This window comes from Chryseobacterium daecheongense, assembly GCA_027920525.1.
In the GTDB taxonomy this organism is placed as follows: domain Bacteria; phylum Bacteroidota; class Bacteroidia; order Flavobacteriales; family Weeksellaceae; genus Chryseobacterium; species Chryseobacterium proteolyticum.
Map to the genome: position 1 here is coordinate 2,362,365 of CP115858.1, position 26,736 is coordinate 2,389,100.

25 protein-coding genes are annotated in these 26,736 nt (G+C 36.8%); 7 read left to right on the plus strand and 18 right to left on the minus strand.

Annotation, left to right across the window (positions count from 1 at the left end; all coding sequences use genetic code 11):
* The first annotated feature begins 81 nt into the window (after positions 1-81).
* The 4 genes from PFY10_10410 to PFY10_10425 are packed head-to-tail and all read left to right on the plus strand — an operon-like array spanning position 82 to position 3,719.
* Positions 82-597, plus strand: coding sequence for a thioredoxin family protein (locus tag PFY10_10410; protein WBV58860.1), 516 nt, complete (start codon positions 82-84; stop codon positions 595-597).
* Position 598: 1 nt separating this feature from the next.
* Positions 599-1,057: a GNAT family N-acetyltransferase gene (locus tag PFY10_10415; GenBank protein WBV58861.1), complete on the plus strand. Its 459-nt coding sequence runs from the start codon at positions 599-601 to the stop codon at positions 1,055-1,057.
* A 48-nt stretch (positions 1,058-1,105) separates the two neighbouring features.
* Positions 1,106-2,200 (plus strand): DNA polymerase IV, encoded by a 1,095-nt coding sequence (gene dinB, locus PFY10_10420; GenBank protein WBV58931.1) that lies wholly within the window; start codon positions 1,106-1,108, stop codon positions 2,198-2,200.
* Positions 2,201-2,246: 46 nt separating this feature from the next.
* A complete protein-coding gene (locus PFY10_10425) occupies positions 2,247-3,719 on the plus strand; it encodes an alpha-amylase (GenBank protein WBV58862.1) in 1,473 nt (490 codons plus the stop codon).
* A gap of 80 nt (positions 3,720-3,799) precedes the next feature.
* On the opposite strand, the gene PFY10_10430 is transcribed toward PFY10_10425, so the two are convergent.
* The 4 genes from PFY10_10430 to PFY10_10445 all read right to left on the minus strand — a co-directional run bounded on the left by PFY10_10430 (position 3,800) and on the right by PFY10_10445 (position 7,008).
* A complete protein-coding gene (locus PFY10_10430) occupies positions 3,800-3,973 on the minus strand; it encodes a hypothetical protein (GenBank protein ID WBV58863.1) in 174 nt (57 codons plus the stop codon).
* 22 nt (positions 3,974-3,995) lie between these two features.
* Positions 3,996-4,289, minus strand: coding sequence for a hypothetical protein (locus PFY10_10435; GenBank protein WBV58864.1), 294 nt, complete (start codon positions 4,287-4,289; stop codon positions 3,996-3,998).
* A gap of 345 nt (positions 4,290-4,634) precedes the next feature.
* Positions 4,635-5,969 (minus strand): carboxylesterase family protein, encoded by a 1,335-nt coding sequence (locus PFY10_10440; protein ID WBV58865.1) that lies wholly within the window; start codon positions 5,967-5,969, stop codon positions 4,635-4,637.
* 136 nt (positions 5,970-6,105) lie between these two features.
* Positions 6,106-7,008 carry a helix-turn-helix domain-containing protein gene (locus PFY10_10445; GenBank protein WBV58866.1) on the minus strand — a complete coding sequence of 301 codons (903 nt, stop codon included), beginning with the start codon at positions 7,006-7,008 and terminating at the stop codon, positions 6,106-6,108.
* 252 nt (positions 7,009-7,260) lie between these two features.
* Between PFY10_10445 and PFY10_10450 the strand changes: the two genes are divergently transcribed.
* Together PFY10_10450 and PFY10_10455 are read left to right on the plus strand one after the other, a co-directional pair.
* A complete protein-coding gene (locus PFY10_10450; protein ID WBV58867.1) occupies positions 7,261-7,473 on the plus strand; it encodes a hypothetical protein in 213 nt (70 codons plus the stop codon).
* A 53-nt stretch (positions 7,474-7,526) separates the two neighbouring features.
* On the plus strand, positions 7,527-8,579 hold the full coding sequence (locus tag PFY10_10455; protein WBV58868.1) for an NAD(P)-dependent alcohol dehydrogenase: 1,053 nt from the start codon (positions 7,527-7,529) through the stop codon (positions 8,577-8,579).
* Between the two features lie 75 nt (positions 8,580-8,654).
* On the opposite strand, the gene PFY10_10460 is transcribed toward PFY10_10455, so the two are convergent.
* Positions 8,655-9,029 (minus strand): helix-turn-helix domain-containing protein, encoded by a 375-nt coding sequence (locus PFY10_10460; protein WBV58869.1) that lies wholly within the window; start codon positions 9,027-9,029, stop codon positions 8,655-8,657.
* Between the two features lie 95 nt (positions 9,030-9,124).
* Between PFY10_10460 and PFY10_10465 the strand changes: the two genes are divergently transcribed.
* Positions 9,125-10,021, plus strand: a complete 897-nt coding sequence (locus tag PFY10_10465) for an NAD(P)H-binding protein (GenBank protein WBV58870.1) — start codon at positions 9,125-9,127, stop codon at positions 10,019-10,021.
* 103 nt (positions 10,022-10,124) lie between these two features.
* Here PFY10_10465 and PFY10_10470 read toward each other — a convergent pair whose 3' ends face one another.
* The 13 genes from PFY10_10470 to rplJ all read right to left on the minus strand — a co-directional run bounded on the left by PFY10_10470 (position 10,125) and on the right by rplJ (position 26,721).
* On the minus strand, positions 10,125-11,405 hold the full coding sequence (locus tag PFY10_10470; protein WBV58871.1) for an ectonucleotide pyrophosphatase/phosphodiesterase: 1,281 nt from the start codon (positions 11,403-11,405) through the stop codon (positions 10,125-10,127).
* 93 nt (positions 11,406-11,498) lie between these two features.
* Positions 11,499-12,359 (minus strand): GNAT family N-acetyltransferase, encoded by an 861-nt coding sequence (locus PFY10_10475; GenBank protein WBV58872.1) that lies wholly within the window; start codon positions 12,357-12,359, stop codon positions 11,499-11,501.
* Positions 12,360-12,474: 115 nt separating this feature from the next.
* A complete protein-coding gene (locus tag PFY10_10480; protein ID WBV58873.1) occupies positions 12,475-13,236 on the minus strand; it encodes a T9SS type A sorting domain-containing protein in 762 nt (253 codons plus the stop codon).
* A 4-nt stretch (positions 13,237-13,240) separates the two neighbouring features.
* The gene (locus PFY10_10485; protein WBV58874.1) at positions 13,241-13,768 is read right to left on the minus strand and encodes an ankyrin repeat domain-containing protein; all 528 of its coding nucleotides are present in this window, start codon (positions 13,766-13,768) and stop codon (positions 13,241-13,243) included.
* Positions 13,765-14,310: a YceI family protein gene (locus tag PFY10_10490; protein ID WBV58875.1), complete on the minus strand. Its 546-nt coding sequence runs from the start codon at positions 14,308-14,310 to the stop codon at positions 13,765-13,767. The genes PFY10_10485 and PFY10_10490 overlap by 4 nt, the downstream gene beginning before the upstream one ends.
* Before the next feature lie 11 nt (positions 14,311-14,321).
* Positions 14,322-14,672, minus strand: a complete 351-nt coding sequence (locus PFY10_10495) for a hypothetical protein (protein ID WBV58876.1) — start codon at positions 14,670-14,672, stop codon at positions 14,322-14,324.
* Between the two features lies 1 nt (position 14,673).
* The gene (locus PFY10_10500) at positions 14,674-15,516 is read right to left on the minus strand and encodes a DUF5777 family beta-barrel protein (GenBank protein WBV58877.1); all 843 of its coding nucleotides are present in this window, start codon (positions 15,514-15,516) and stop codon (positions 14,674-14,676) included.
* Positions 15,517-15,646: 130 nt separating this feature from the next.
* On the minus strand, positions 15,647-16,297 hold the full coding sequence (locus tag PFY10_10505; protein WBV58878.1) for a Crp/Fnr family transcriptional regulator: 651 nt from the start codon (positions 16,295-16,297) through the stop codon (positions 15,647-15,649).
* A 264-nt stretch (positions 16,298-16,561) separates the two neighbouring features.
* On the minus strand, positions 16,562-16,870 hold the full coding sequence (locus PFY10_10510; GenBank protein WBV58879.1) for a DUF3467 domain-containing protein: 309 nt from the start codon (positions 16,868-16,870) through the stop codon (positions 16,562-16,564).
* An 84-nt stretch (positions 16,871-16,954) separates the two neighbouring features.
* Positions 16,955-21,220: a DNA-directed RNA polymerase subunit beta' gene (gene rpoC / locus PFY10_10515; GenBank protein WBV58880.1), complete on the minus strand. Its 4,266-nt coding sequence runs from the start codon at positions 21,218-21,220 to the stop codon at positions 16,955-16,957.
* 110 nt (positions 21,221-21,330) lie between these two features.
* Positions 21,331-25,152: a DNA-directed RNA polymerase subunit beta gene (rpoB, locus tag PFY10_10520; GenBank protein WBV58881.1), complete on the minus strand. Its 3,822-nt coding sequence runs from the start codon at positions 25,150-25,152 to the stop codon at positions 21,331-21,333.
* Positions 25,153-25,707: 555 nt separating this feature from the next.
* Positions 25,708-26,076 carry a 50S ribosomal protein L7/L12 gene (gene rplL, locus PFY10_10525; protein WBV58882.1) on the minus strand — a complete coding sequence of 123 codons (369 nt, stop codon included), beginning with the start codon at positions 26,074-26,076 and terminating at the stop codon, positions 25,708-25,710.
* Between the two features lie 48 nt (positions 26,077-26,124).
* Entirely contained in the window at positions 26,125-26,721 is a 597-nt protein-coding gene (gene rplJ / locus PFY10_10530; GenBank protein WBV58883.1) for a 50S ribosomal protein L10, read from the minus strand.
* Between the last annotated feature and the right edge of the window lie 15 nt (positions 26,722-26,736).

Below are 26,736 nucleotides of genomic sequence, written 5' to 3' on the forward strand. Positions count from 1 at the left end.
TCTTAAATTTTTGCCAATTAATCCAAAAAGCAATTCATAACTTCGTTTCATTGTTTAGATTTGTAAAAAATGAAATTGAAAATGAAAAAGCTATTCATATTTTTTATGCTTGGAACATTTGGGACATTTTATTCTCAGGAGGTTCCTAAAGTACTTAAAACCAGTTTTTCCAAAGAAGCTTTGCAACAGAAGCTTGAAAATGAAGAGGGAAAGAGCATTACTATACAGGAAATTCTTAACCAGCACAAAGGAAAAGTGGTGGTCATTGATTTTTGGGCCGGTTGGTGCAGAGATTGCCTGAAGGCACTTCCAAAAGCACAGGAACTCGAAAAAAATAATCCGAACATAGACTTTGTATTTCTTTCTCTGGAAAGATCGAAAGAAGGTTTCGATAAAAGCCTTGAAAGATTTGATATGAAAGACAAAGATAATTATTGGTTTGCATCAGGATGGAAAAATGACTTTAATAATTATATTGACCTCAACTGGATTCCGAGATACATGGTGATCGACCAGAAATCAGCTATTGCAAAATACTACGCCATCTCACCGGAAGATCCTGAAATACAAGCCACCATCAATAAACTTTTACAATAATATGGTAACTTTAAGAGAAGCAACAAAAGAAGACCTGAAAACTCTTCTTGAATTCGAACAAGGTGTAGTTACTGCAGAAAGGCCCTATAATCCTACCCTTATTAACGGTACCATTCATTATTATGATTTAGTTTCTTTGATTGAGTCTGAAGATGCTACCCTTATTGTAGCGGAAAAGGATCATGAAATCGTTGCGTCGGGATATGCGATGATTAAAAAAGCGGAAAAGGATTATTTTAATTTCAAAGAGTACGCATATCTGGGATTTATGTATGTAAAACCGGAACACAGGGGACAGGGAATCAATCAATCCGTTATAGACAGACTCATAAAGTGGTCAGAAGAAAGGGGAATGAAAGAAATAAGATTAGATGTTTATGATCAGAATGAATCTGCTGTAAAAGCTTATGAAAAAGTAGGATTTGAACCTGTGCTCCTTACCATGAGATTGAAAAAATGATATTAATTTATTGAAATATAGAAATAAATGAATCCATATCTTTGTGATATGGATTTTTCTTTTCCCATTCGCAAAATTATACATGTAGATATGGATGCATTTTATGCTTCTGTGGAACAGCATGATAATCCTGCGCTTAGAGGAAAACCAATTGCCGTGGGAGGAGAGCATCGGGGTGTAGTTTCAGCTGCCAGTTATGAAGCAAGAAAATTCGGTGTCCGTTCTGCCATGCCAAGTAAAACAGCAAAAGAAAAATGCCCGCATCTCATTTTTGTTCCCCCCCGCTTCGCCCGTTACAAAGAAATTTCCAGAAAGATAAGAGAGATCTTTCATGAGTATACCGACCTGGTAGAGCCATTGTCCCTGGATGAAGCTTATCTGGATGTGACTGAAAACAAAAAAGGAATAGAATCCGCCAATGATATTGCGAGAGAAATCCGCAAAAAAATCTTTGAACAAACAGGTCTTACTGCCTCAGCCGGTATTTCAGTTAATAAATTTTTAGCAAAGGTAGCTTCGGATATCAATAAACCGAACGGACAAAAAACCATTCACCCCGACAAAATTGAAAGTTTTCTGGAAGAACTACCCGTTGAAAAATTCTACGGAGTAGGAAAAGTTACGGCCAACAAAATGTTTACGCTGGGGATTTTCAAGGGAAAAGATTTAAAGAAAAAAACATTACAGGAATTAGTAAGCCTGTTCGGAAAATCAGGAAGCTACTATTACAATGTTGTTCGTGGAATTCATCATTCAGAAGTTAAACCTCATCGCATCCAGAAAAGTGTAGCTGTAGAAAGGACTTTTTTTGAAGATCTCTATGATGAACAGCAAATCAATGAGAAACTGGAAAGCTTAAGTGCAGAACTACATCAAAGGTTACAGAAAAATAATATTCTGGGCAGATCCCTTACTTTAAAAATAAAGTATAAAGATTTTTCACTGTTTACCAGGAGCATGACAAAAGAAGATTATTATATTTCTGAAGAAGAATACTACAAAACCTCCAAAAAGCTTTGGGAACTAAGACCCTTTGATAAACCTGTCCGGTTATTAGGCTTATCCCTTGCCCACCTTAATACTGAGGAAAAAAAGCAGGTTTCCGTTCAACTAAAAATACCGTTTCAGGAGTTTGGCCATTAATAATTAGAAATTTTCACTACATTGTAGTAACCAAATTCTATAATGTATGAACCCAACGATGATTCAGTTTTTCCACTGGTACTCAGACGGAAACCAAACACTCTGGAAGGAGGCTCAAAAACAATCTGCTTATTTAGCCGAACTTGGTATAACTTCAGTTTGGTTCCCACCTGCTTACAAGGGAACTAGTGGAGGTTATTCAACAGGATATGATGCTTATGACCTTTTTGACCTGGGAGAATTCGACCAGAAAGGAAGTATTCCCACAAAGTATGGAACCAAAGATGATTACTTAAAAGCAATAAAGGCTTTAAAGGAACAAAATATCCAGGTTATTGTAGATGTTGTATTAGGGCATAAAGCCGGTGGTGACGAGCTGGAAACGATGAAAGCAGTAAAAGTGGATGAAAATAACAGGGAAAAGGTAATTTCAGATGTTATCGAAATACAGTCCTATACCAAGTTTACTTTTCCTGGAAGAAATAAAAAATATTCTGACTTTGAATGGAATGCAACTTGTTTCAGTGGCGTAGATTATGCCGAAGGAATGGATTCGCATATCTTCAAAATACAATCTGAATATGGAAACGACTGGGAAGAGATGATTGATGATGAAAAAGGCAATTATGATTATCTGATGTATAATGATATTGAGCATCGCAATCCATTTGTTCGTGAAGAACTCAACGCATGGGCCAAATGGTATTTTGATCAGACCGACTTTGATGGGGTAAGACTGGATGCTTTAAAACATATTTCTTTTGATTTTTATAAAGAATGGCTAACACTTATCCGTTCTAATTCAGGCAAAAATATCTTTGCCGTTGGAGAATACTGGGCACCTGGATATTTGAATTTACTCCAAAAATATATTGAAGTTACGGAAGGGTGCATGAGTTTATTTGACAGCTCTCTTCAAAATAATTTCCACAATGCTTCCAAAGAGGGAGGATCTTATGATCTGAGAAGGATTTTTGATGGCACTCTTACTCAGGCTGATCCGCTGCATTCCGTAAGTCTTGTTGATAATCATGATACCCAACCTTTACAAGATCTTGAAGCTCCTGTAGAAGAGTGGTTCAAACCTCTTGCCTATGCTTTGATCCTCCTCAGGGAAGACGGCTATCCTTGTGTATTTTATCCCGATTTGTACGGAGCCCATTACGTAGATAAGGACCGGGAGGGAAATGATCAGGAAATTTTCCTGAATAAAATAAATGGAATTGAAGAACTGCTGAAGGCCCGGAAAGAACATGCCTACGGAATCCAGAAAGATTATTTTGAAGATGCTAACTGCCTGGGATGGGTTCGTGAAGGAGATGACGAGCACACGGGCTGTGCCGTTGTCTTAAGTAATAAAGATGCTTACAATAAACCCATGGAAATGGGGGAAAAGTATTCGGGGCAAAGTTTTTATGATCTGCTTGGAAGATTCGAAGACAAAGTAGTTATTGATGAAAAAGGCTGGGGAAATTTTCCTGTTCCTGCTGGAAATGTAAGCGTCTGGGTTCCTGAATAGATACAATTAAATTAAATGTACATAACCAGGAAAGCATCATCCGGTTATGTACATTTGAAATGTCTTTATACTGTTGGCTTTTAGCAGTAGATATATCTGCAATTCCATATATCACTTGCCCATTCACAGCATTGGTTGTCTTCATTTGAAGTACAGCATACTCTGTCACGGATAATTCCTCCGGCTTTTAAAGCTTTAAGTTCCTGCCTCTCTATTTTTCTTATACGGCCTGCTGGTAAATTAGTTTTTTTCATTTTGTAAAATATTTGATTAAGTTTAGTCACTAAAACAAGTATATGGACATGGATCAGAAGTTACATACGAGTAAGTTCCGCAGTAACAGGTATGCGTTGGACCTGTCGGCCCTCCCCCTGTTCCACCTCCGGTACTTCCGCCACCGGAAGGGTTATAAGGAACACACTTCCCATTCTCACATATATAACCCGGGTTGCATCCCCCTTCTCCCGGACCCGTATCCGAAACACAATAAGCAGGTTCCCCAGGAGATCCAGCCAGTAAGTTTTTGAGTACTTCCCGGCTCAATTCATTCCATTGAAATTTTGTTTTCATAATTGCTTGGTTTTATATGGTTAAAAGATTTTAGTCTTTAATTGTCTCTCTCACCGCCTTACCGTTTCAGCATTTATTTTATTAATAATTTGTGAAAATATTTTCCATAATTATTACATTCCAGGGATTAATAACTCAAATATAACAAAATAACACACACAATATTGAATAAAAAATACCAAATACTGGATTTCACATATGAAAACACAAAACCAAAGCAATAAAAATAAGTGGTAACAAGGAATGAAGTAGCCATACCCCCGCCTTACATAATTTTCACATAGATAAAAAAAATTGAGCACCTAAATGATAAAAATATTTAGTGATACGAAGGTCGGAACCAAACTATATTTTTCTCAATTCCAAAATATCGGGTTTCAATGATTCTCCGGATATCCTTCCAGTTCTTGAAAACTCTGCCCACACAGCTCTTAATTTTCTTCCATTATGATGGATATACTCCCAGGGAATGTTTTTTATAAGCCCTGCAGACTGCCATGCTTCTTCATTACCAAAAAGCAAAGGAAGATCAATACTGTGCGCAGCTCCTATTTCATTATCCGTAATTCTGGAATAGATCCTGAACAAATAAACATTACCTCCGGCTTTAGCATAATTTTCAGCAAAAAGTTCTGCAGGTTTCCCATAGATTTTTTCTGTAGTCAGCTGAACTGTTTTATTAATGATCTTCTGACCAAAACCTTTACCAAAATAAGTATTGAGTGCCTCGGAAGTTTTTAGATAAAATGCAGTTTCATCATTATTGAGTCCAATTAAAACATCAATTTTTCCAGCACTTGCTTTCCATCTTTCCTCTGACTCATCTTCATTACATAAAGGAGGAAATCCATATTGAATACCAAAAGGCATCACTGCTTTTAATCCGTATTTAATAACAGAAGGAATCCTTTTTTTGTATTCTTCCATCATCTTTAAGACATCGGTTTCATGTTTTATTGAATCCGTATTTTTAAGAAATTCGGCTGACATTTTTTGTCTTTTGTGGCGAAGACCTAACGGTGCACTTTGAATGATCACTCTTTTGAAAAGGCCTTCAGCGTCTTCTGAAATCATCAGATGGGCGATCGCATCTCCGCCGGATGATTGCCCCAGAAGTGTAATATTTTCAGGGTTTCCTCCAAAGCTTTCTATATTCGTTTGAATCCATTTTAATGCTTCAATAATATCAAATAACCCCAGATTAGCAGGCCTTTCTTCATCGCCTCCTAAAAAACCGAACAACCCCAGGCGATAGGAAACCGACACTACAATGATATCTTGTTCCTTCACCCAATTGCTCGCATCTGATGTGGAAAGATCCCCACACCCTATTTCATGAGAGCCTCCATGTATCCAAACAATCACAGGCAAACTGGTATGTTCATTATCGGGACGAATAACCGAAAGAAATTGAGTAGATTCTTCAATCTCAAAACCATTAAGATCCGTGGGGCCAATCATTTTTTCAATTAAAGGGCTTATACTTTGTGGGCACACCGGTGTTTTATCCGGAAAAAGAAGTTCCGAGGATGACGGCTGTACAGGAATGGGTTTTTGAAATCTTACAGACCTGGCATAGCGAATACTTTTGGCTTTGATAACACCATTTTCTTTTAAAGCAATAATTTTCGCGAACGGGGTTTGAAAAATATGAGTGCCAATATTCTGCTGTGATTTCATTATCCGGAAATTTCTTCCTTAAAAATAATTCACTTTTCGGAAAAACCCGAATCTATTTGAAAGAAATTACCTATCCTGATGATTCGTTTAAACGCAAGTGATAGAAATCTATAAATAAACTTCGACGATAATTCAATCAATTTAAAGTTTTGTATTCACTTGGTGATACTCCGACTTTTGCCTTAAACAACCTTGTAAAATGCTGGGGATACTTAAAACCCAGGTCATAAGAAATCTGGCTGATTGATTTCGATGGATTATAAATTTCCTCTTTTGCAACATCAATCAGTTTATTATGGATAAATTCCTGGGCAGAAACTCCTAATTCTTTTTTAATTAAATCACCAAAATAATTCGCCGAAAGATTAAGTTGTTCAGCAAAATAATTGACCATTGGAAATCCAATATTCTTGGGTTTATCGGATTTCAGGTAATCATTCAGAAGATTTTCAAACTTCCCGATAACGCCTTGATTTACATGATCACGGGTAATAAACTGCCGATCATAAAAGCGCAAACAATAGTTGAGAAATAATTCGATATTGTTTACGATCAGGGATTTACTGTGTTTATCAATGGATTGCTCCAGTTCAAGCCTTATATTTTTAAAGCATTCCAGGATAATTTCTCTTTCTTTTTCGGAAAGGTGTAAAGCTTCATGAACATCATAAGAAAAGAAAGAATAATCTTTAATATTTTTCCCCAGATTAGTTCCTTTGATAAGATCGGGATGAAATATCAGAGCATATCCTCCTGGTTGCACATAGGTCCCGTCATTACTCATCCCATACACTTGCCCCGGTGCTATAAAAACCAGCGTCCCTTCCTGATAATCGTAATTGTTCTTTCCGTAATACATATCTCCACACATTACATCTTTCAGAAATACTGTATAAAAACCATAGCTCCTTCTATATTGGGAAATAGGATTGGACTTAGAGAAGTCAATAATGCTCACCAAAGGATGCAAGGTTTCATGATTCATCATTTTATTATATTCAGAAACACTGTTGATTATTTTAATATCCTGATTTTCCATAGCATCCGTTTTAAATCTTATTCAAAATTACCACTTTCTGTTTTACTTTTAATAGAGTCTGTAATATTGGTAAATGTTTCTGTAATCTGTATAAGTGCTGTTTAACGAAAAGAATCGACTTTTGCATTGTAATGATAATATTAGAAAACAAAAAGATGTTTGCCGGATAAGAAAGTCAATTGGATACTTTCCCCGAGGAATTAACCGGGTACGTATCTTAAACCCTTAAAGTTATACCAGACCAAAAAGGTAATGCGAAGAGATAACGACATTCTTATGCCTGAGACTGATCTTAATAACAAGAAACTTTCTATCATCCTGAAAAAGGATAGTATGTATGGATTTCTGAACCCTGAGGCTATCATCAACATTTTCCAGGTAGTTACTAGTCCGGAAGTAAATTTACAAATAGTAACATCAACCCGAATACTCCAAACGGTATTATTAAATATACGGATCCGGTGATTGAGAAGAATACAATTTATAAACAAAAACACTAACTTAAAATTTAAAAACAAATGAGCACATTCACAGTAAAAGCGTACGGAGCAGAGTCTACCACAGCGGACCTGAAAGAAATGAATATTGAAAGAAGGGAACCAACTCCTAATGATGTGGAGATTGAAATACTTTATTGCGGAGTTTGCCACTCTGACCTTCACACAGCAAGAAACGACTGGGGAGGAACGATCTACCCTGCAGTTCCCGGACATGAAATTATAGGGAGAATTACTAAAATCGGAAATGAAGTTACAAAATTCAAAGTCGGAGACCTTGCAGGTGTTGGATGTATTGTGGATTCATGTGGGACATGCGAGAGCTGTAAACATGATCTTGAACAATATTGTTTAAATGGTTTTACAGGAACTTATAACGGAAAAGACAAACATTTGGGAGGACATACTTTTGGTGGTTATTCACAGAAAGTGGTTGTAGATTCCGACCACGTTTTAAGAATTCCTGAAAATCTTGATCTAGCAGCAGTGGCTCCGCTTCTTTGCGCAGGAATTACAACATGGTCTCCACTAAGACATTGGAATGTAGGACCAGGATCAAAAGTTGCTGTTATCGGATTGGGAGGATTAGGACATATGGCAATTAAACTGGCTAAAGGATTAGGGGCTGAAGTAACTCTTTTCTCAAGAACTCCCGGAAAAACAGAAGATGCCAAACAATTAGGAGCTGATCATGTAGTTATTTCTACAGAGCAGGCAGAAATGGATTCTGTAAAGGGAAAATTTGATGTGATCATCGATACCGTTCCTTATGTTCATGACGTTAACCCTTATATTACAACATTAAATATCAGCGGAACATTGGTTCTTGTAGGATATCTCGGAGGTCTTGAACCTATCCTTCAAACGGTTCCAATGATCATGGGGAGAAAATCTGTAGCAGGCTCTGTAATCGGGGGAATTGCTGAGACACAGGAGATGCTTGATTTCTGCGGGAAACATAATATTGTTTCTGAAATTGAAATCATCAAAATGAACGAAATTAACGAAGCTTATGAAAGGATGTTAAAAAGCGACGTAAGATACCGCTTTGTGATTGATATGCAGACTTTATAATTCTTCGGATATTTTTTTAATAGAAAGGCCCTTCAGATGAAGGGCTTTTTGTTATGTTGTATTTTAAAATATGTATTAAACAGGTTTCCAGTTATGCTGTCCCTTCATATCCTGAAAAGCCCAGTCTGCCATAGCATCGATTACAGGAGCAAGCTTATTCCCTGCTTCACTAAGTTCATAGGTCACATGAGGAGGCACCACAGGCTTTGCAGTTCTGATGATCAAACCATCGGCTTCCAATTGTTTTAAATGCTGGATGAGCATTTTTTCTGTGACTTCCGGGATTGCCCTTTTTAACTCACTGTAACGTTTCCCTCCTGTCGACAACTGAAATAATATAATCGGTTTCCAGAAACCTCCGATTTTTTCCATAACGTACATTACCGGGCACTGGTCCAGTATATTCTTTTTGTTTTCCTGAATTGTAGAACTTTCTTTAATTGCTGTCATGACACATACTTTAGGGTAAGTACTTGTATAAAAGTAAGTACAAATATAACTTTGTTCTCAGAAATAAAAAAATACAAACAATAAAAAATTTACATATGAAAATCATCATCACAGGTTCATTAGGAAATGTTGCCCAACCATTAGCTCAGCAACTTATTGCTGAAGGGCATGATATTACCGTTATCAGCAGCAGCGAATCTAAAAAAAATGAAATACAATCTTTAGGAGCAAAAGCAGCCATCGGATCCATTACAGATCTGGACTTTTTAATTAAAACATTTGAAGGTGCAGATGCCGTATTTGTAATGACCCCACCTAATTTGGGAGCTACTCAAATCGTTGAAGATACAATCAGTGTTGGAAAAAACTATACAGAAGCCATCAGAAAAACAAATGTGAAACGCGTTGTTATGCTAAGCAGTGTAGGTGCAGCTTCTCCGATAGAAAATGGTCCGATTAAAGGTCTCCATCAGATTGAAAATCTTTATAACGGATTAGAAAACACATCGGTAACATTCGTTCGTGCTGGTTATTTTTATAATAACTTCTTTAATGATATTCCATTGATACAAAACGCAGGAATTATAGGAGGAAATTATCCTGAAAACACAAATATTCCTGTAGTTCACCCGGTTGATATTGCAAAAATAGCCGCTGAAGAACTGGTTAAAAATGCCGATGGAAAAAAAATAAGATATGCCGTAAGTGATATCCGTCCAGGTTCTGACTTTGCCTCTGTTTTAGGCTCAGCCATAGGAAAACCTGAATTGCCTTGGGTAGAATTTACAGATGAAGAGTATTTGAACGGAGCGCTACAAGGAGGCCTTCCTCAGGAAATGGCAGAATTATATACTGAAATGGGAAGAGGAATACGAACAGGAGTTGTCCAAAAAGATTTTGTTGAACACGGCTCGCCTGTCACGGAAGGAACTAAATTAGAAGAGTTTGCTAAAGAGTTTGCTAAAGAGTTTGCAACTCAATTTAATTCTTAAAATTAACTTTTCAGAAAATGATGCGGAAGAATCACAATCTTAATCATAGAAAAAGTTTCGGCGCACCTTTGGTGCGCCGAAACTTTTTATTAAGAAGTAAACTCTAATTATCTTTTAAAGTTCCTTTCAGAACTTTTAGTTTTCCGTCAATTGGCTGATCATTTTTTAAACCCAAGATTTCTGCTACTAAAGGATAAACATGAACATTTGCAAATTCATCAATCACCACATTACTTTTAAATTGCGGCCCCCAGGCTAAAAATGTTGCTTTCATTTCTGGTACAAGCCTTGGATTATATCCATGCTTTCCAACGGAAGTCGTTTTTCCTTTTTCCAAAAATATCTTGGGTGCTTTTGGTATCAAAAGAATCTGTCCGATTCTATGGTATTGATCATCTCTGGTTCCAAAATGCAGGTATTTTGGAAGCCTTTTATCTAAATACACGTCATAGTCGTCTGTCTTACCGGCTTTGAGTTCATTGTAAACAGTTTTAGTTTCTTCAGGATTCTTTACCACAACCCTCAATAACGTCTGGGAATTATAGAAATCAAACCTACTTTTATCGAACAGCATTTTAGGAATTTCCAAAGGGGTTCCCCTATCTACTTTGATCATTCCATGGTCTGAAACAAAAATGAAATTCACATTTTTCAGTCCTAAGTTATTTACTTTCTGAACAAGCTCTCCGATGGCTTTATCTATCAAATGTACGGCACCTTCAGTTTCTTTTGAATCCGGTCCGAAATGATGGCCGCTCCCGTCTACTTCAGGGAAATACAATGTAATAAAATGAGGTCTTTTATCCATGGGTAATTTCAGCCAGTTCACCACCTTATCTACTTTTTCAGAAGGAGTAAATTGGTCGTGATAAGCATAATAATAAGTAGGTCTTTCTCCACCGGCATCACTTGCTGAGCCTACCCACATCATTGTCGCAGAAATCATTCCCTGTTTTTCTGCCAGCCCCCAAAGAGGAAGCCCTCCATACCAGCTCCCGTCTTCAGCATTTTTCTTGTCACTCATTGCATAAAATTCCTTTCTCTTGTAATCATAGAAGAAGTTATCAATCAATCCATGATGGGCAGGATATAATCCTGTGATCAGGCTCCAATGGTTAGGAAATGTGATACTCGGATAACTTGGAATCATTGCTTTTGCCTGAACCCCGTTATTGGATAAGTTTAAAAGATTTTCAGCATGATATTTTTTAGCATAATCATATCGGAAACCATCTGTAGAAATCATGATCACATATGGTTTGGTTTGAGCATCAACGCTGTTGTATCGGTTTGGAGTTATGATCTGCGTGGTATCAACAGGAGCTTTCTGAGCCCACCCTATCATAGAAATAAACAGAAGTAAAATTTGTATTCCGCGCTTCATTATAAAAATTTTCCGCAAAGTTACACCCTATCTTCTTCCCGGGAAAGTTTAATGGATTAAAACTATATTAAAGAAATTGAAAACTCATGAAATTTATACACAATAATTAAAAAGTTGACTATTCTCCATCTCAAACTGCGACACCCAATTTTCAAGCCCCATCGCATTAAGAAATTTAGCGGTAGATTCAGAAGAATCATCAACATTATTTATACTTATTATCTTTCCTTTACTCTTCTCAGCAATACCCCTTAAAAGATCCGTTCCAATTCTATTTCTCCTATGCTCTCTACTTACTGCTATCTGATATACTTTTCCGGTTACGGGATTAAAAATAGAGTACCCTATTAACTCATCTTTTTTATATGCACCGAGAATTATCAAGTCTTCACGCATTTTTTCAAGTACCATGACGGAACTTTGCCAGGAAGGTTGAATATCCCAGAAAGACTTAAATACTTCCCATTGAAAACTGTTTAACTGCTGTATAGTAATATCAGGTCCTATCTCTGCAGGCTTTATATTTCCTTTATAACAATCTAATCTTCGGGTAGTCTTGAATCCCAGATGAATATAGGCACGGATAGCAGGCTCATTTCCATTAATGACTTCAAGCATTATCAGATCTATTTTTCTTTCCTGAAGTACAGGAAAAATATAATCATACATTTGTCTCACCAATCCTTTTCCGCGAAAATCAGGTACAACTCCGGTTCCGGCATTGTATATCACCCGCTTTCCATCTTCTGTTTTTTCGGCATGCAGAATAAAAGCCACGATCTGACCTTCCTTAAAGGCACCAACTGAAAGATCCATCTCTATTTTCTCTGTATGAATCTTTGAAGAGAGCTGTTCTTGTGTTAAATGGAAAGGGACAAGGTAATCAGAAAAAGAAAGATTAAATACATCTAAAAGGTCCGTAAAAGTAAGGTCTGCTAAATTTCTGAATTCCATTGATTTTATTTTGTGGGTACTAAAATTATTGAAATAATCCGGATTCGAAGCGGGTTTTATATATAATAAAAATACCTCCATTTCTAGAGGTATTTTTTAGCTTTAAAATTTTTTCTTATTCCCTGATCAGTTTTTCAAAAGATAAAGTCCCGTCTTTCAATGTGATTTCAAAATAATAGTTTCCGGATTTTAAATCAGAAACAATGATATTCTCACCGTTTAATTTTACAGATCTTACTTTTCTTCCCGTTGCTTCATAAATATCGACCGATTTTATTTTATCAGCATTTTTGAAGTTTACAGTTTCTTTTGCAGGATTAGGATAAAGAACCACCTTATTATTTTGAGCAATAACCTCACCGGTTGATAAGGCTCCAGCCATGTTTAATGTTGCATAACCTCTGTTTGCACCACCGTGGTAACTCAAGTTCAACGTGTTATTTCCTTTTGCGTAAAAAATGTTAATCGAACCCGCAGCATTTGAAATAGCAAAATCTTCCGCTCCTCCTGTTAGAGATCTGGTAGCAACAACAGTTCTTACACCACCACTTGTCGTATTGGATGTCATTGTCCAATTCTGTGTAGTATCCGGAGAAATAGAGCCAATTCCACCAAAGGTATAATCTAAATTTGTATTCGCTGTAGAATTTGCATTATAAACAAACCCGTCAGCCCCATTAGCCATACCAACGTTTCCAAAACCTATTCCCAAAAAAGTTGTATCCGGTCCCTTTAGGGTTATTGTAACCAAACTTGGTGAAGTATCTAATTTTACACTCATTCCGGTTGATCCCAGGTTTACAGTACCTGATGAAAAAAACTGTGCCGAGACCATACTCGCCATTATAAGGCCTAATGTTAGTAAAACTTTTTTCATATTCTTAATTTTTTAAAAGGTTAATGATGTCTTTATTGTTTGTTTGTAAGGCATATTCAAATGGTGTCATCCCCATTGAATCTTTGATTTGTTTATCAGCTTTATGCTTTAATAATAATTCTATTAGTTCTTTATTTCCGAACTTTACGGCCCAGAAAAGAGGCGTTGATCCGGTTGAATCCTGAATATTAGGATCTGCATTTTTCTTTAATAAAAGCGCTACCAATTCCTTATTATATTTAACAGAAAGACCCGCAAGGGCCGTTCCTTCACGGCTCTTATAATTAACATCTTTTACATTTTCAATGAGGAATTTAGCTACTTCAAGATTCCCTCTGTAACAAGCTAAAATAAGAGGAGAAAAACCACTTTCATTTGTCTTATTAATAACATCCGGGTCTTGCTTCATCAACTCTTTAACCTCAGCAACAGTTCCGCTTCTGGCAATATCAAAAATTGATTTTGCTTTTTCCTGGGCAGATGTCAATGAAAAGCTCAGGAACATACTTACGATCAGAATTAAGTTTTTCATTGTTTTACCAGGATATAATTGTATTCAACATTAATATTCTCAGCAATCTTTTTGGTCACCATCTTTGGAATGGTCACATTAAAATCAGCGGGTCTTGCTACAAATGTCCCCTGCATATATATTTTGCCATCCTTGGAAGAAATACTTGCTGTGGAGGTAACAGGTTTATTAACTCCATGAAAGTTTAATGTTCCCTGTACTGTATATTTCTGTGGGGTTGCAGAAAGTTTGCTTTTATCAAAATTTGCAATTTTTCCGGTAAAGGTTGTCTTTGGATATTTGGCTGTTTCGGCATAGCTTTCATTAAAGTGTTCTTCCATAAGCTTTACTTTGAAATGAAAGTTCTTTACAACCGAAATGGATGCTATATCCCCGGTGTCTGCATTGATTACTGCTACATTATTATCATCCTGGGCATACACATCTTCAAATAACGGTACCGATGCTTCAAAGGTTACCTTACCCGTTTTAGAGCTGTATTTCTGAGCCAGAACAAGGTTGCCGGATAGCAAGGCAATTATTAATACTACTAATTTTTTCATTTTTTTCAATTTTAATTTTCGACAAGCCCATCAGCTTTCCATTTGATAAATAAATTAATCTGAGTCGCGGAAAGTGATCCGCCCTGTGGCATCTTCCCGGGATCTCCGTTAGGTCTCTGTATTCGATCTATTATTTTATCAATATTATTCTTCACCTGATTATAATTGGTTAGAGGTTGAAAAGAGCCCGGTCCGTTTGCAGAATGACAACTAATACAATTGGCATCGATAATCGGTTTTATGTCGGCTATAAACTTTACCTGTTGTGTAATAGGCGTATGATCTGAAATCTCATCATAGGTTCTGCTTTCACACGAGATCAGTAAAACGGCCGAGGATACGATGTATAATAATTTCTTCATTTTAAAAAACTCTGTAAAGATTAAACCCAAAATAAATATGCCCTTTGCCCCAATTTCCCACAGCATTGGAAAGATAGCCTATATCAGAATTAAGTTGCGAATTACTGAATACAAGCTGAAATACATGACCTCCGGTCTCTATATCCATCCCTACCGATAAAGGATTTTTATAAAAACTATGGTTATCAAAATTCACGAAATATTCAGCATTCACAGAGATTCTTTTAGAGATCTTATAACGCCCCCCAAGCCCCGTTAAGAATTGATTTTTATCTTCAATATTCTGGTCATAAAGATTTTTATGGATATAAGAAGGAGTAAGCTGAAGAGACAAACGGTCATCAAATCTTCTCGAAATCAACGCCTGAGTAAGATAAGAAAGCCTGTCGCTAAAACGAAGATTTGGATAATTATCCTTATCCAAATCCGTATTCAAAGCCAAAACATTATATCCTACGACATCGACCGGAAAGTTTTCATTTTGCTTGAGAAGCTTATATTTCGCTCCAACCTCAAATGTTTTTTGGTTGGTCTCCCTTGACAGGTTTAAAGATAGCCAATCAGTTACACCATAGATTGCTCCCAATTTGGTAGAAGCATCATCTAAGCCAAAGAAGTTTTTAAACCCGGTACTGATGTCACCGAAACGGTGCGCGACTACAATATACCATTCATTTTTAGCAGCAAGTTTGGTGGACTGTCCTGTGACAATCTGGAGCGCCTTAAAGGCGGGTTGAGAATTTTCAGTATTTGTTTTAATGGTGTCAATGTCCTTCAACAAATCTTCCTGTGAATAGGCAAGAGTTGAAGCTAACACTGACAAAAATAGGAGAGTTTTTGCCATACAATTCTTAATAAAATATTAGTATGGCAAACTTATAGAGTTACGATTTTAAAAGTAGGTGATAAAAGTCACCTAACAAATTGTATTTATCAATTACTTTATTAAAAATAACTATTAAAAACAATTATTATTAGAATTGGCTAACATTTTCATTAACGGCAACACGTATCCCATCTTTTCCCTGCAGTATTTCTCCTTCGTTTTCAATTTTCTTAAGAACCCTGCTCACCACTTCTCTGGATGTTCCAAGATTGTTGGCAATTTCCTTATGCGTTAATTTGATAGGATGACTTCCCGTTATTGCAATTTGTTGTTTGATATAATTTAACACCCTCTTATCCAACCGGTGGAAAACAGCCTCATTCACCATATTCATTACGTCAATAAACCGTTTGTCATACTCCTGATAAAAAACCCTGTTAATTGCCGGAAAACGGATTAGCCATTCGTGCATTATGGCAACAGGAATCAGCAATACCTCAGAATCTTCTTCCGTAATAGCATAAATCTTACTGATATAGTTACTGAAAATAGATGAAAAAGTCATTACACAGCTTTCATTACGTCTTACGTAGTAGTAGATCAGTTCACGGCCATCGTTAAGGCAATATACTTTTACAGAACCTGAAATCATGAAAGGAATAAATTTGATTTTCTCCCCCTCACTGATCAGTTCAGTTTTTGCTTTGATCTTATCTGTGATGCCATGTTGATGAACTTCATTTATAAAATCATTGCCTAAAAACCCGAATTTATTATTAATAAATTGATGATCTATCATATTTTATATCAAATTATATAAGAAAGCAAATATATAAAATGAATTCCTTAATAAATGTTAATTTTTTATCATTTGTATTTAAATTGTGAATAATTTACTTTATTTAAAGTCATGATAAATAAAAATTCCTTTATTGATTTAATTTAAATGAATTGGCTATTTATTTCTGAGAATCATAATCATGCGAATATTTTTACTTAAAATAAGGCATAAAAAAATGCCTCAATACATTGAGGCATCCTGTTGTTTTATGTAAGAAAAATCTTATGCTTGTACATTGTTACCACCTAATACGAAAGGCTCAACTTCTTTGATTTCTCCGAATTGCTGCTCATAGTTAGCAATGTTCTGTTGAAGAGCAGATAATACTCTTTTAGCGTGAAGTGGAGCAAGAATGATTCTTGATCTTACTTTAGCTTGCTGAACACCTGGCATTAACTGGATGAAATCCACTACAAATTCAGATGGAGAGTGGTTTACTAATGCTAAGTTAGCATAGATTCCAGCCGCTACCATTTCATTTAGTTCGATGTTGATGTTTCCGTCCTGTGGATTTTGATTTTGATTGTCCATGTTTTCTTTAAATATTTTTGTTTAAAAAGTTTCAGGCCTCTAATTTAGAATTTAAACTTGAATCCTGAAACTTTTATATACATTTTAGTTAATATCTTCGAATTCTTTTTTAGAACCTACGATAACATTCTGATACTCTTTAAGACCAGTACCTGCAGGAATTCTGTGTCCTACAATTACATTCTCTTTAAGACCGCTTAGGAAATCAATTTTCCCAGCAACTGCTGCTTCGTTAAGAACCTTAGTGGTTTCCTGGAACGATGCTGCAGACATGAATGACTTAGTTTGTAGAGCCGCTCTTGTGATCCCTTGCAATACTGGCGTAGCCGTAGCAGGAAGTGCTTCTCTTACTTCAACAAGATTTTGATCTTCACGCTTCAATTTAGAGTTTTCATCTCTCAATTCTCTCGCTGTAATCATCTGACCTGGTCTGAATTCTTTAGAATCACCAGCATCAACAACTACTTTAAGACCAAATACTCTGTTGTTTTCTTCTAAGAAATCGTATTTATGCTCTAAAGCTCCTTCAAGGAATTGAGTATCACCTCCATCAACAATAGATACTTTTGTCATCATCTGTCTAACGATAATTTCAAAGTGTTTATCATCGATTTTCACCCCTTGCAGACGGTAAACTTCCTGAATTTCATTTACAAGATATTCCTGAACCGCTGTTGGACCTTTAATTCTTAAGATATCGTCCGGAGTGATTGATCCGTCAGAAAGTGGTGAACCAGCTCTCACGAAGTCATTCTCCTGAACAAGGATCTGGTTGGAAAGTTTTACTAAATAAATCTTTCTTTCTCCAGTCTTAGCCTCTACAATAAGTTCACGGTTACCTCTCTTGATTTTTCCGTAAGAAACTACTCCATCGATTTCTGTAACAACCGCTGGGTTTGAAGGGTTTCTTGCTTCGAATAATTCGGTTACCCTTGGAAGACCTCCGGTGATATCCCCTGCTTTTGCAGATTTTCTTGGGATCTTGATCAAGACTTTACCAGCCTTAATTTTCTCACCATCATTAACCATTAAGTGGGCTCCTACCGGTAAGTTATAAGCTCTTTGCTCAACACCTTTAGAATCTACCACCTTCAAGGTAGGTACGGCTTTCTTATTTCTGGATTCAGAGATTACTTTCTCTTCGAATCCTGTTTGTTCGTCAATTTCAAGTTGGAATGAAATACCCTGGATAATATCTTCATATTCTACTTTACCGGATGTTTCCGCAATGATAACCGCGTTATACGGATCCCATTTACAGATCACATCACCTTTCTTCACTTTATCACCAGGTTTTACAGCCAATACTGAACCGTAAGGTACGTTAGCAACCATTAAAGGAGTTCTGGATTCGTTGTCAGCAACCAATCTGAATTCCGTAGAACGAGATACTACAACTTCAGCTGTATTTCCGTTTTCATCTTCAGAAGTAATTGTTCTTACTTCATCCATTTCAACGATACCATCTCTTCTTGCTACGATTGATGGGTTTTCTGATACGTTACCCGCAGTACCCCCTTGGTGGAAGGTTCTCAATGTTAACTGAGTTCCCGGTTCCCCAATAGATTGTGCTGCAATTACACCTACCGCTTCACCCATGTGGATTATTTTACCTGTAGCAAGGTTTCTACCATAACATTTAGCACAGATACCTTTCTTCGCTTCACAAGTTAATGGTGAACGAACTTCAACCGCTTCCAGTCCTGCATCTTCAATTCTTCTCGCTAACTGCTCGTTGATTACCTGATCTGCTTCAGCAATTAATTCATCTGTTTCAGGATCATAGATGTTATGAAGAGAAACTCTACCTAAAATTCTTTCAGAGATTTTCTCAACGATCTCATCATTTTTCTTAAGAGCAGTAACTTCAGTACCTCTTAAAGTACCACAATCTACTTCTGTAACGATAACATCCTGAGCTACGTCTACCAATCTTCTTGTTAAGTAACCGGCATCAGCCGTTTTAAGAGCGGTATCCGCAAGACCTTTACGTGCACCGTGGGTAGAGATAAAGTACTCAAGGATCGAAAGACCTTCTTTAAAGTTTGCAAGGATCGGGTTTTCGATGATTTCCGCACCGGTAGAACCTGCTTTTTGCGGTTTTGCCATCAAACCTCTCATCCCTGATAACTGACGGATCTGTTCTTTAGAACCCCTCGCACCAGAATCAAGCATCATGTATACAGAGTTGAAACCACCTTGGTCGGTTTTCATTCTGCTCATGATCATTTCAGTTAATCCTGCGTTGGTGTTCGTCCAAACGTCAATTACCTGGTTATAACGTTCTGTATCTGTGATAAGACCCATATTATAGTTGGCTCTAATCTCATCTACAGTTCCGATTGCCTGAGCAACCATCTGCTTCTTCTCAGCAGGAACCACAATATCCCCAAGTGAGAACGAAAGACCTCCTTTAAATGCGTTAGAATAACCTAAGTCTTTCATTGCATCAAGGAATTTAACCGTTGTAGGGAAGTCTGTATCGGCAAGAATTTTACCAATAACATTTCTCAATGACTTCTTAGTTAAAAGTTCATTGATATAACCAACCTGTTTAGGTACGATCTGGTTGAATAAAATTCTACCAACAGATGTTTCAATTAATCTTGTAACCAATTCTCCATTTTCTTTAACAGGTAATCTACATCTTACCTTAGCATTTAAAGAAACTTTTCCTTCTGCATAAGCAATTTCTGCTTCCTCCGGAGAATAGAATGCTAAACCTTCACCTTTCACTTTCATATCTTCAGTAGAGCTCAATTCTTTAGTCATGAAATAAAGACCAAGAACCATGTCCTGAGAAGGTACCGTGATTGGAGAACCGTTAGCCGGGTTCAAAATATTCTGAGAACCTAACATTAATAACTGAGCTTCAAGGATTGCTTCAGGACCTAACGGTAAATGTACCGCCATCTGGTCACCATCGAAATCGGCATTGAAGGCCGTTGTTACTAACGGGTGTAGCTGGATTGCCTTACCTTCGATCATCTTAGGTTGGAAAGCCTGGATACCCAGTCTGTGAAGCGTAGGTGCTCTGTTCAGTAGAACAGGGTGACCTTTCATCACATTTTCAAGGATATCATAAACTACAGGTTCTTTTCTATCAATAATTCTTTTTGCAGATTTTACTGTTTTTACAATCCCTCTTTCAATTAGTTTTCTAATGATAAAAGGTTTGTAAAGTTCCGCAGCCATATCTTTAGGAATACCACACTCGTGAAGTTGTAAGTTTGGACCTACAACAATTACGGAACGCGCAGAGTAATCTACTCTTTTTCCTAATAAGTTCTGACGGAAACGACCTTGCTTACCTTTCAATGAATCAGAAAGTGATTTCAATGGTCTGTTTGATTCAGATTTTACTGCAGAAGATTTTCTTGTATTATCGAATAATGAATCTACTGATTCCTGAAGCATACGCTTCTCGTTTCTTAAGATTACTTCCGGAGCTTTGATCTCTAAAAGTCTCTTTAAACGGTTATTTCTGATAATAACTCTTCTATAAAGGTCATTCAAATCGGAAGTAGCGAAACGTCCACCATCCAATGGAACCAAAGGTCTTAACTCTGGTGGGATTACCGGAAGTACACGCATGATCATCCACTCAGGTCTGTTGATCATTCTTGTATTAGCACCTCTCAATGCTTCTACAACATTCAATCTTTTCAGAGCCTCAGTTCTTCTTTGCTTAGAACCTTCATTGTGAGCTTTGTGTCTCAGGTCGAAAGATAATGCATCAAGATCGATTCTTTTTAATAATTCCTCAACAGCTTCAGCACCCATTTTAGCGATGAATTTGTTAGGATCAGAATCATCAAGATACTGGTTCTCAACAGGAAGGGTATCCATGATATCAAGGTATTCTTCTTCTGTTAAGAATTCCATTTTATCAAAGTCAGAACCGTCCAATTTTTTAGCAATACCCTGCTGGATTACAACATATCTTTCATAATAGATAATCATATCCAATTTCTTGGAAGGAATACCTAAAAGGTAACCGATTTTGTTTGGTAAAGAACGGAAATACCAGATGTGAGCGATAGGAACTACAAGATTAATGTGTCCAATTCTCTCTCTTCTTACTTTCTTCTCCGTAACTTCAACTCCACAACGGTCACAAACGATCCCTTTGTAACGAATTCTCTTGTACTTACCACAAGCACATTCGTAATCTTTAATAGGACCGAAGATTTTTTCACAGAACAAACCATCTCTTTCAGGCTTATGCGTTCTGTAGTTAATAGTTTCCGGTTTTAGAACCTCCCCTCTTGAATCCTGAAGAATGGATTCGGGAGAAGCTAAACCGATGGTTATTTTATTAAATCTACTTGATTTATTTTTATTTGACATAATTTTTATTTTGATTAAAAGATTAAAAGATTGAAAGATTTAAAATTACTTTCTCTCTTATCATCTCGGAGTTTATTAATTCTTTAATTTTTAGTAATTAAATCTTTAATTTACTCCTCCAATCTTACGTCTAATCCAAGACCTTGTAACTCGTGAAGCAATACATTGAATGATTCCGGAATACCTGGTTCAGGCATAGACTCACCTTTTGCAATAGCTTCATAAGTTTTTGCTCTACCAATCACGTCATCCGACTTCACAGTAAGGATCTCTCTAAGGATATTGGATGCTCCGAATGCTTCAAGAGCCCAAACCTCCATCTCTCCGAATCTCTGACCTCCGAACTGAGCTTTACCTCCTAACGGCTGCTGAGTAATCAATGAGTAAGGACCAATAGAACGAGCGTGCATTTTATCATCTACCATGTGTCCTAGTTTCAACATATAGATAACCCCAACAGTAGCAGGCTGAGTAAATCTTTCTCCGGTACCTCCGTCATAAAGGTGAGTGTTACCGAATTTAGGAAGACCTGCTTTTTCTGTGTACTCAGTAATCTGCTCAAGACTTGCTCCATCGAAGATTGGTGTAGCGAACGTCATTCCTAATTTCTGACCAGCCCATCCAAGAACTGTTTCATAAATCTGTCCGATGTTCATACGGGAAGGTACCCCAAGTGGATTCAATACGATATCTACCGGTGTTCCGTCTTCAAGGAATGGCATATCTTCTTCACGAACAATTCTGGATACAATCCCTTTATTACCGTGACGTCCTGCCATTTTATCTCCTACATTCAGTTTACGTTTTTTAGCAATATAAACTTTAGCTAACTTCATGATACCTGCAGGAAGCTCATCTCCGATAGAAATTGCAAATTTCTCACGGTTTTTAACCCCTTGGATATCATTGAACTTGATTTTATAATTATGAATCAATTGCTTGATCAATTCATTTTTATCGTTATCAACAGTCCAATCTGCTCCGCTAACGTTTACATAGTCTTCAACTGAAGTCAATAATTTATGAGTAAACTTCACTCCTTTTCCGATAATTTCTTCGTCAAGGTCATTATGAACCCCTTGAGAAGTTTTACCGCTTACAAGAGTATTTAATTTTTCAATTAAAGTATTTCTCAATTCATCAAACTTAGCCTTGTAAGTGTTTTCAATTTCTTCAAGTTTAAGTTTTTCTTCAGTTCTCTTCTTTTTATCTTTAATATTTCTTGAGAACAATTTTTTGTTGATCACAACACCTCTTAATGAAGAATCTGCTTTTAATGAAGCATCTTTTACATCACCGGCTTTGTCACCAAAAATCGCTCTAAGAAGTTTTTCTTCAGGAGTTGGGTCGGATTCACCTTTAGGTGTGATTTTACCAATCATAATATCACCAGGCTTCACTTCAGCACCAATTCTGATCATACCGTTTTCATCAAGATCCTTAGTCGCTTCTTCTGAAACGTTTGGAATATCTGCTGTTAATTCTTCCATACCTAATTTGGTATCACGAACTTCAAGAGAGTATTCGTCTACGTGGATTGATGTAAACCAGTCTTCACGAACAACTTTTTCATTGATTACGATCGCATCCTCGAAGTTATATCCTTTCCAAGGCATGAACGCAACCACCAAGTTTCTACCAAGAGCTAATTCTCCGTTTTCAGTAGCATAACCATCACAAAGTACCTGTCCTTTTTCTACTGTTTCACCTACTCTTACGTTTGGTCTCAGAGTAATCGTTGTACTTTGGTTGGTTTTTCTAAACTTAGTTAGGTTATATGTTTTAGTAGCTGATTCGAATGATACTAAATCTTCGTCATCGCTTCTTTCATATTTAATAGTGATCTTATCTGCATCTACATACTCTACAGTACCTGTACCTTCAGCGTTGATCAAAATTCTTGAGTCTCTTGCAACTTGTTGCTCAAGCCCTGTACCCACGATCGGAGCCTGTGGCTTCAATAGAGGAACGGCCTGACGCATCATGTTAGATCCCATCAATGCACGGTTCGCATCATCATGCTCCAGGAATGGAATTAATGAAGCCGAAATACCAGAGATCTGGTTTGGTGCTACGTCAATAAGATTAACCTGAGAAGGTTCAACTACCGGGTAATCTCCATCCAGTCTTGCAATAATCCTGTCTGTAACGAATTCACCGTTGTCATTCAATTCAACGTTTGCCTGAGCAATTACTTTATCTTCTTCATCTTCTGCATTAAGATAGATAGGAGCTGCATTAAGATCAATCTTACTGTCTTCTACTTTTCTATATGGAGTTTCGATGAAACCTAAATTGTTAATCTTTGCATAGATTCCCAAAGAAGAAATCAAACCAATGTTTGGTCCTTCCGGAGTTTCAATCGGACAAATTCTTCCATAGTGAGTATGGTGAACGTCACGAACCTCGAAACCTGCTCTTTCTCTTGATAAACCACCAGGCCCTAGTGCAGATAATCTTCTCTTGTGAGTAATCTCTGACAATGGGTTAGTCTGGTCCATGAACTGAGAAAGCTGGTTGGTACCAAAGAATGAATTAATTACAGAGGTTAAAGTCTTAGCATTAACAAGATCAAGCGGTGTAAAGATTTCGTTATCTCTAACGTTCATTCTTTCCTTGATTGTTCTTGCAATTCTTGAAAGACCAACACCGAACTGACCTGCTAATTGCTCACCAACAGTTTTAATTCTTCTGTTTGATAAGTGGTCGATATCATCAACTTCTGCTTTAGAATTTACCAATTCGATCAAATGTCTTACAATCGCAATGATATCTTCTTTAGTAAGAACTTCAGTTGTAGTAGGAATATTAAGACCTAACTTTTTGTTCAATCTGTAACGTCCTACTTCTCCTAATGAGTATCTCTGCTCAGAGAAGAATAATTTTTCAATAATTCCTCTAGCGGTCTCCTCATCTGGCGGATCTGCATTTCTTAACTGACGATAGATGTATTCTACCGCTTCTTTTTCAGAGTTGGTAGGGTCTTTTTGTAATGTATTCTGGATGATAGAGAATTCATTGCTGTTTTCTTTGTGAATCAAAATAGATTTCACACCAGCATCAAGAATAAGATCTAAATGTTCTTTTTCAAGAATAGTCTCTCTGTCCAGGATGATTTCGTTTCTCTCAATAGAAACAACTTCACCCGTATCCTCATCTACGAAATCTTCGAACCATGTGTTCAATACTCTCGCAGCTAATGTTCTTCCTTCTACTTTTTTAAGAGCAGCTTTAGATACTTTCACTTCTTCCGCAAGGTCGAAAATCTGAAGAATATCCTTATCAGATTCAAATCCGATAGCTCTAAGTAGAGTAGTTAATGGTAATTTTTTCTTACGGTCGATATACGCGTACATTACGCTATTGATATCCGTAGTAAATTCCATCCAAGATCCTTTAAAAGGAATAATTCTTGAATAATACAGTTTGGTTCCGTTTGCGTGGTAAGTTTGCCCAAAGAATACACCAGGAGAACGGTGTAACTGGGTAACAATAACTCTCTCAGCACCATTGATGATGAAAGAACCACTAGGTGTCATATAAGGAACCGGCCCTAAATATACATCCTGAACTACTGTTTGGAAATCCTCATGCTCAGGATCTGTACAATACAACTTAAGTCTTGCTTTAAGAGGAACTGAATACGTTAAACCTCTTTCCACACACTCGTCGATTGAATAACGTGGAGAATCTACCAGATAATCTAAGAATTCCAATACGAATTGGTTTCTTGAATCTGTAATTGGGAAATTTTCCTGGAAAGTCTTGTGAAGACCTTCTTTTTTCCTGTCTTCAGGAAGGGTATCAAGCTGGAAAAACTCCTTAAAAGACTCTAATTGGATATCCAAGAAGTCTGGAGTGATAATTTTTCCTTTTGCTGATGAGAAATTAATTCTCTGATTCCCCCTAATTGATGCTGCTGTTTTACTCATAAAACTTTTAAGAAGGGTTAAAAAATATTTTGATTTATAAAAAAATATCAGAAGAAGACAAAAAGAGAGAAGAGATAAGAGCAAGAATAAGTGTGAAAATTTTGGCGCAATTATCGGTCTTTATTCTTTGTTCTTTATTCTAAAAGTCTTTAATCCAACTTCTAACTGCAACACTGGTATATCTTTTCACAGCGTAATGCAAAATATTTTTAATACTTTTGAGGCAGAAACGCCGCAATATCTATAAACATAAAATCCCTTTCATTACCATGAAAGAGTTGATTTACAATATTTTATAGATTTACAAACAATTATTAGCGCCAAAAGAGGAGCAAAGATACAAAAAGTTATCCACATTCACAACATTTATTCTATAATTTATTAACACAAACTATATTACAGATGTCCTCAATGTAAATAAGCCGTAACAATTAGTACTCAAGCCTGCCCAATATCGCCTACAATAATCAGTTGATCAATCTATCTACTTAATGATTCTAATCCATAAAAAAACCCGGACCGAGGTCCAGGTTTATATTTGTAAGGTAAATTGAATTATTTCAATTCTACTTCAGCACCAGCTTCTTCTAATTGCTTCTTAAGAGCTTCAGCCTCGTCTTTAGAGATACCAGTTTTGATTGGAGCAGGAGCACCATCTACGATATCTTTAGCTTCTTTAAGACCAGCACCAGTTAAATCTTTTACTAATTTAACGATAGCTAATTTAGAAGCACCTGCAGACTTAAGAATTACGTCGAATTCAGTTTTTTCTTCAGCAGCTTCACCTGCACCTCCACCTGCAACTACTACTGCAGCAGCAGCTGGCTCAATTCCGTACTCATCCTTAAGGATAGCAGCTAATTCATTTACGTCTTTTACTGTTAAGTTTACTAGCGTTTCAGCTAAATTTTTTAAATCTGACATTGTTGTAATGTTTTTTGTTGATTATTTTATTTAATTTTTTGAGTCTAATTATTCAGCACTTGGAGTTTCTTCAGTGCTTTCTGCAGCAGGAGCTTCAGGAGCTGCCTCAGCAGGAGTTTCTTCTACAGCAGGTGCAGCAGCTTCTTCAGCTTTAGCTTCTACTGTTTCAGGTTTGTTTTGAAGAGCAGAAACAACTCTTTGAATTGGAGATTGAAGCAATCCGATGATTTCTCCGATCATTTCTTCTCTAGACTTGATATTAGCAAGTGTACCTAGATTTTCGTCTCCAACATAGAAAGTTTCCTGAAGATAAGCAGATTTTAAAGCCGGCTTTTCTTCTTTCTTTCTGAATCCTTGGATTAATTTTGCAGGAGCATTTGCTGTTTCAGCAATCATAATCGCAGAATTCCCTTTGAAAGTAGGGAACATTTCAGAGTAATCTACTCCGTCAATCTGCTCCATTGCTTTTTGCAAAAGTGTATTTTTTACCACTTTTACTTTGATATTTTGTTTGAAAGCCTGTCTTCTGAAATCTGAAGACTTAGCAGCGTTCAACCCTTCTAAATCTGCTACGTATACTACTTTTGCATCCTGAAGCAAATCTTTGATCTCTTGTATTGCTACAACTTTTTGGTCTTTTGTCATTGTCTTAAGGATTTA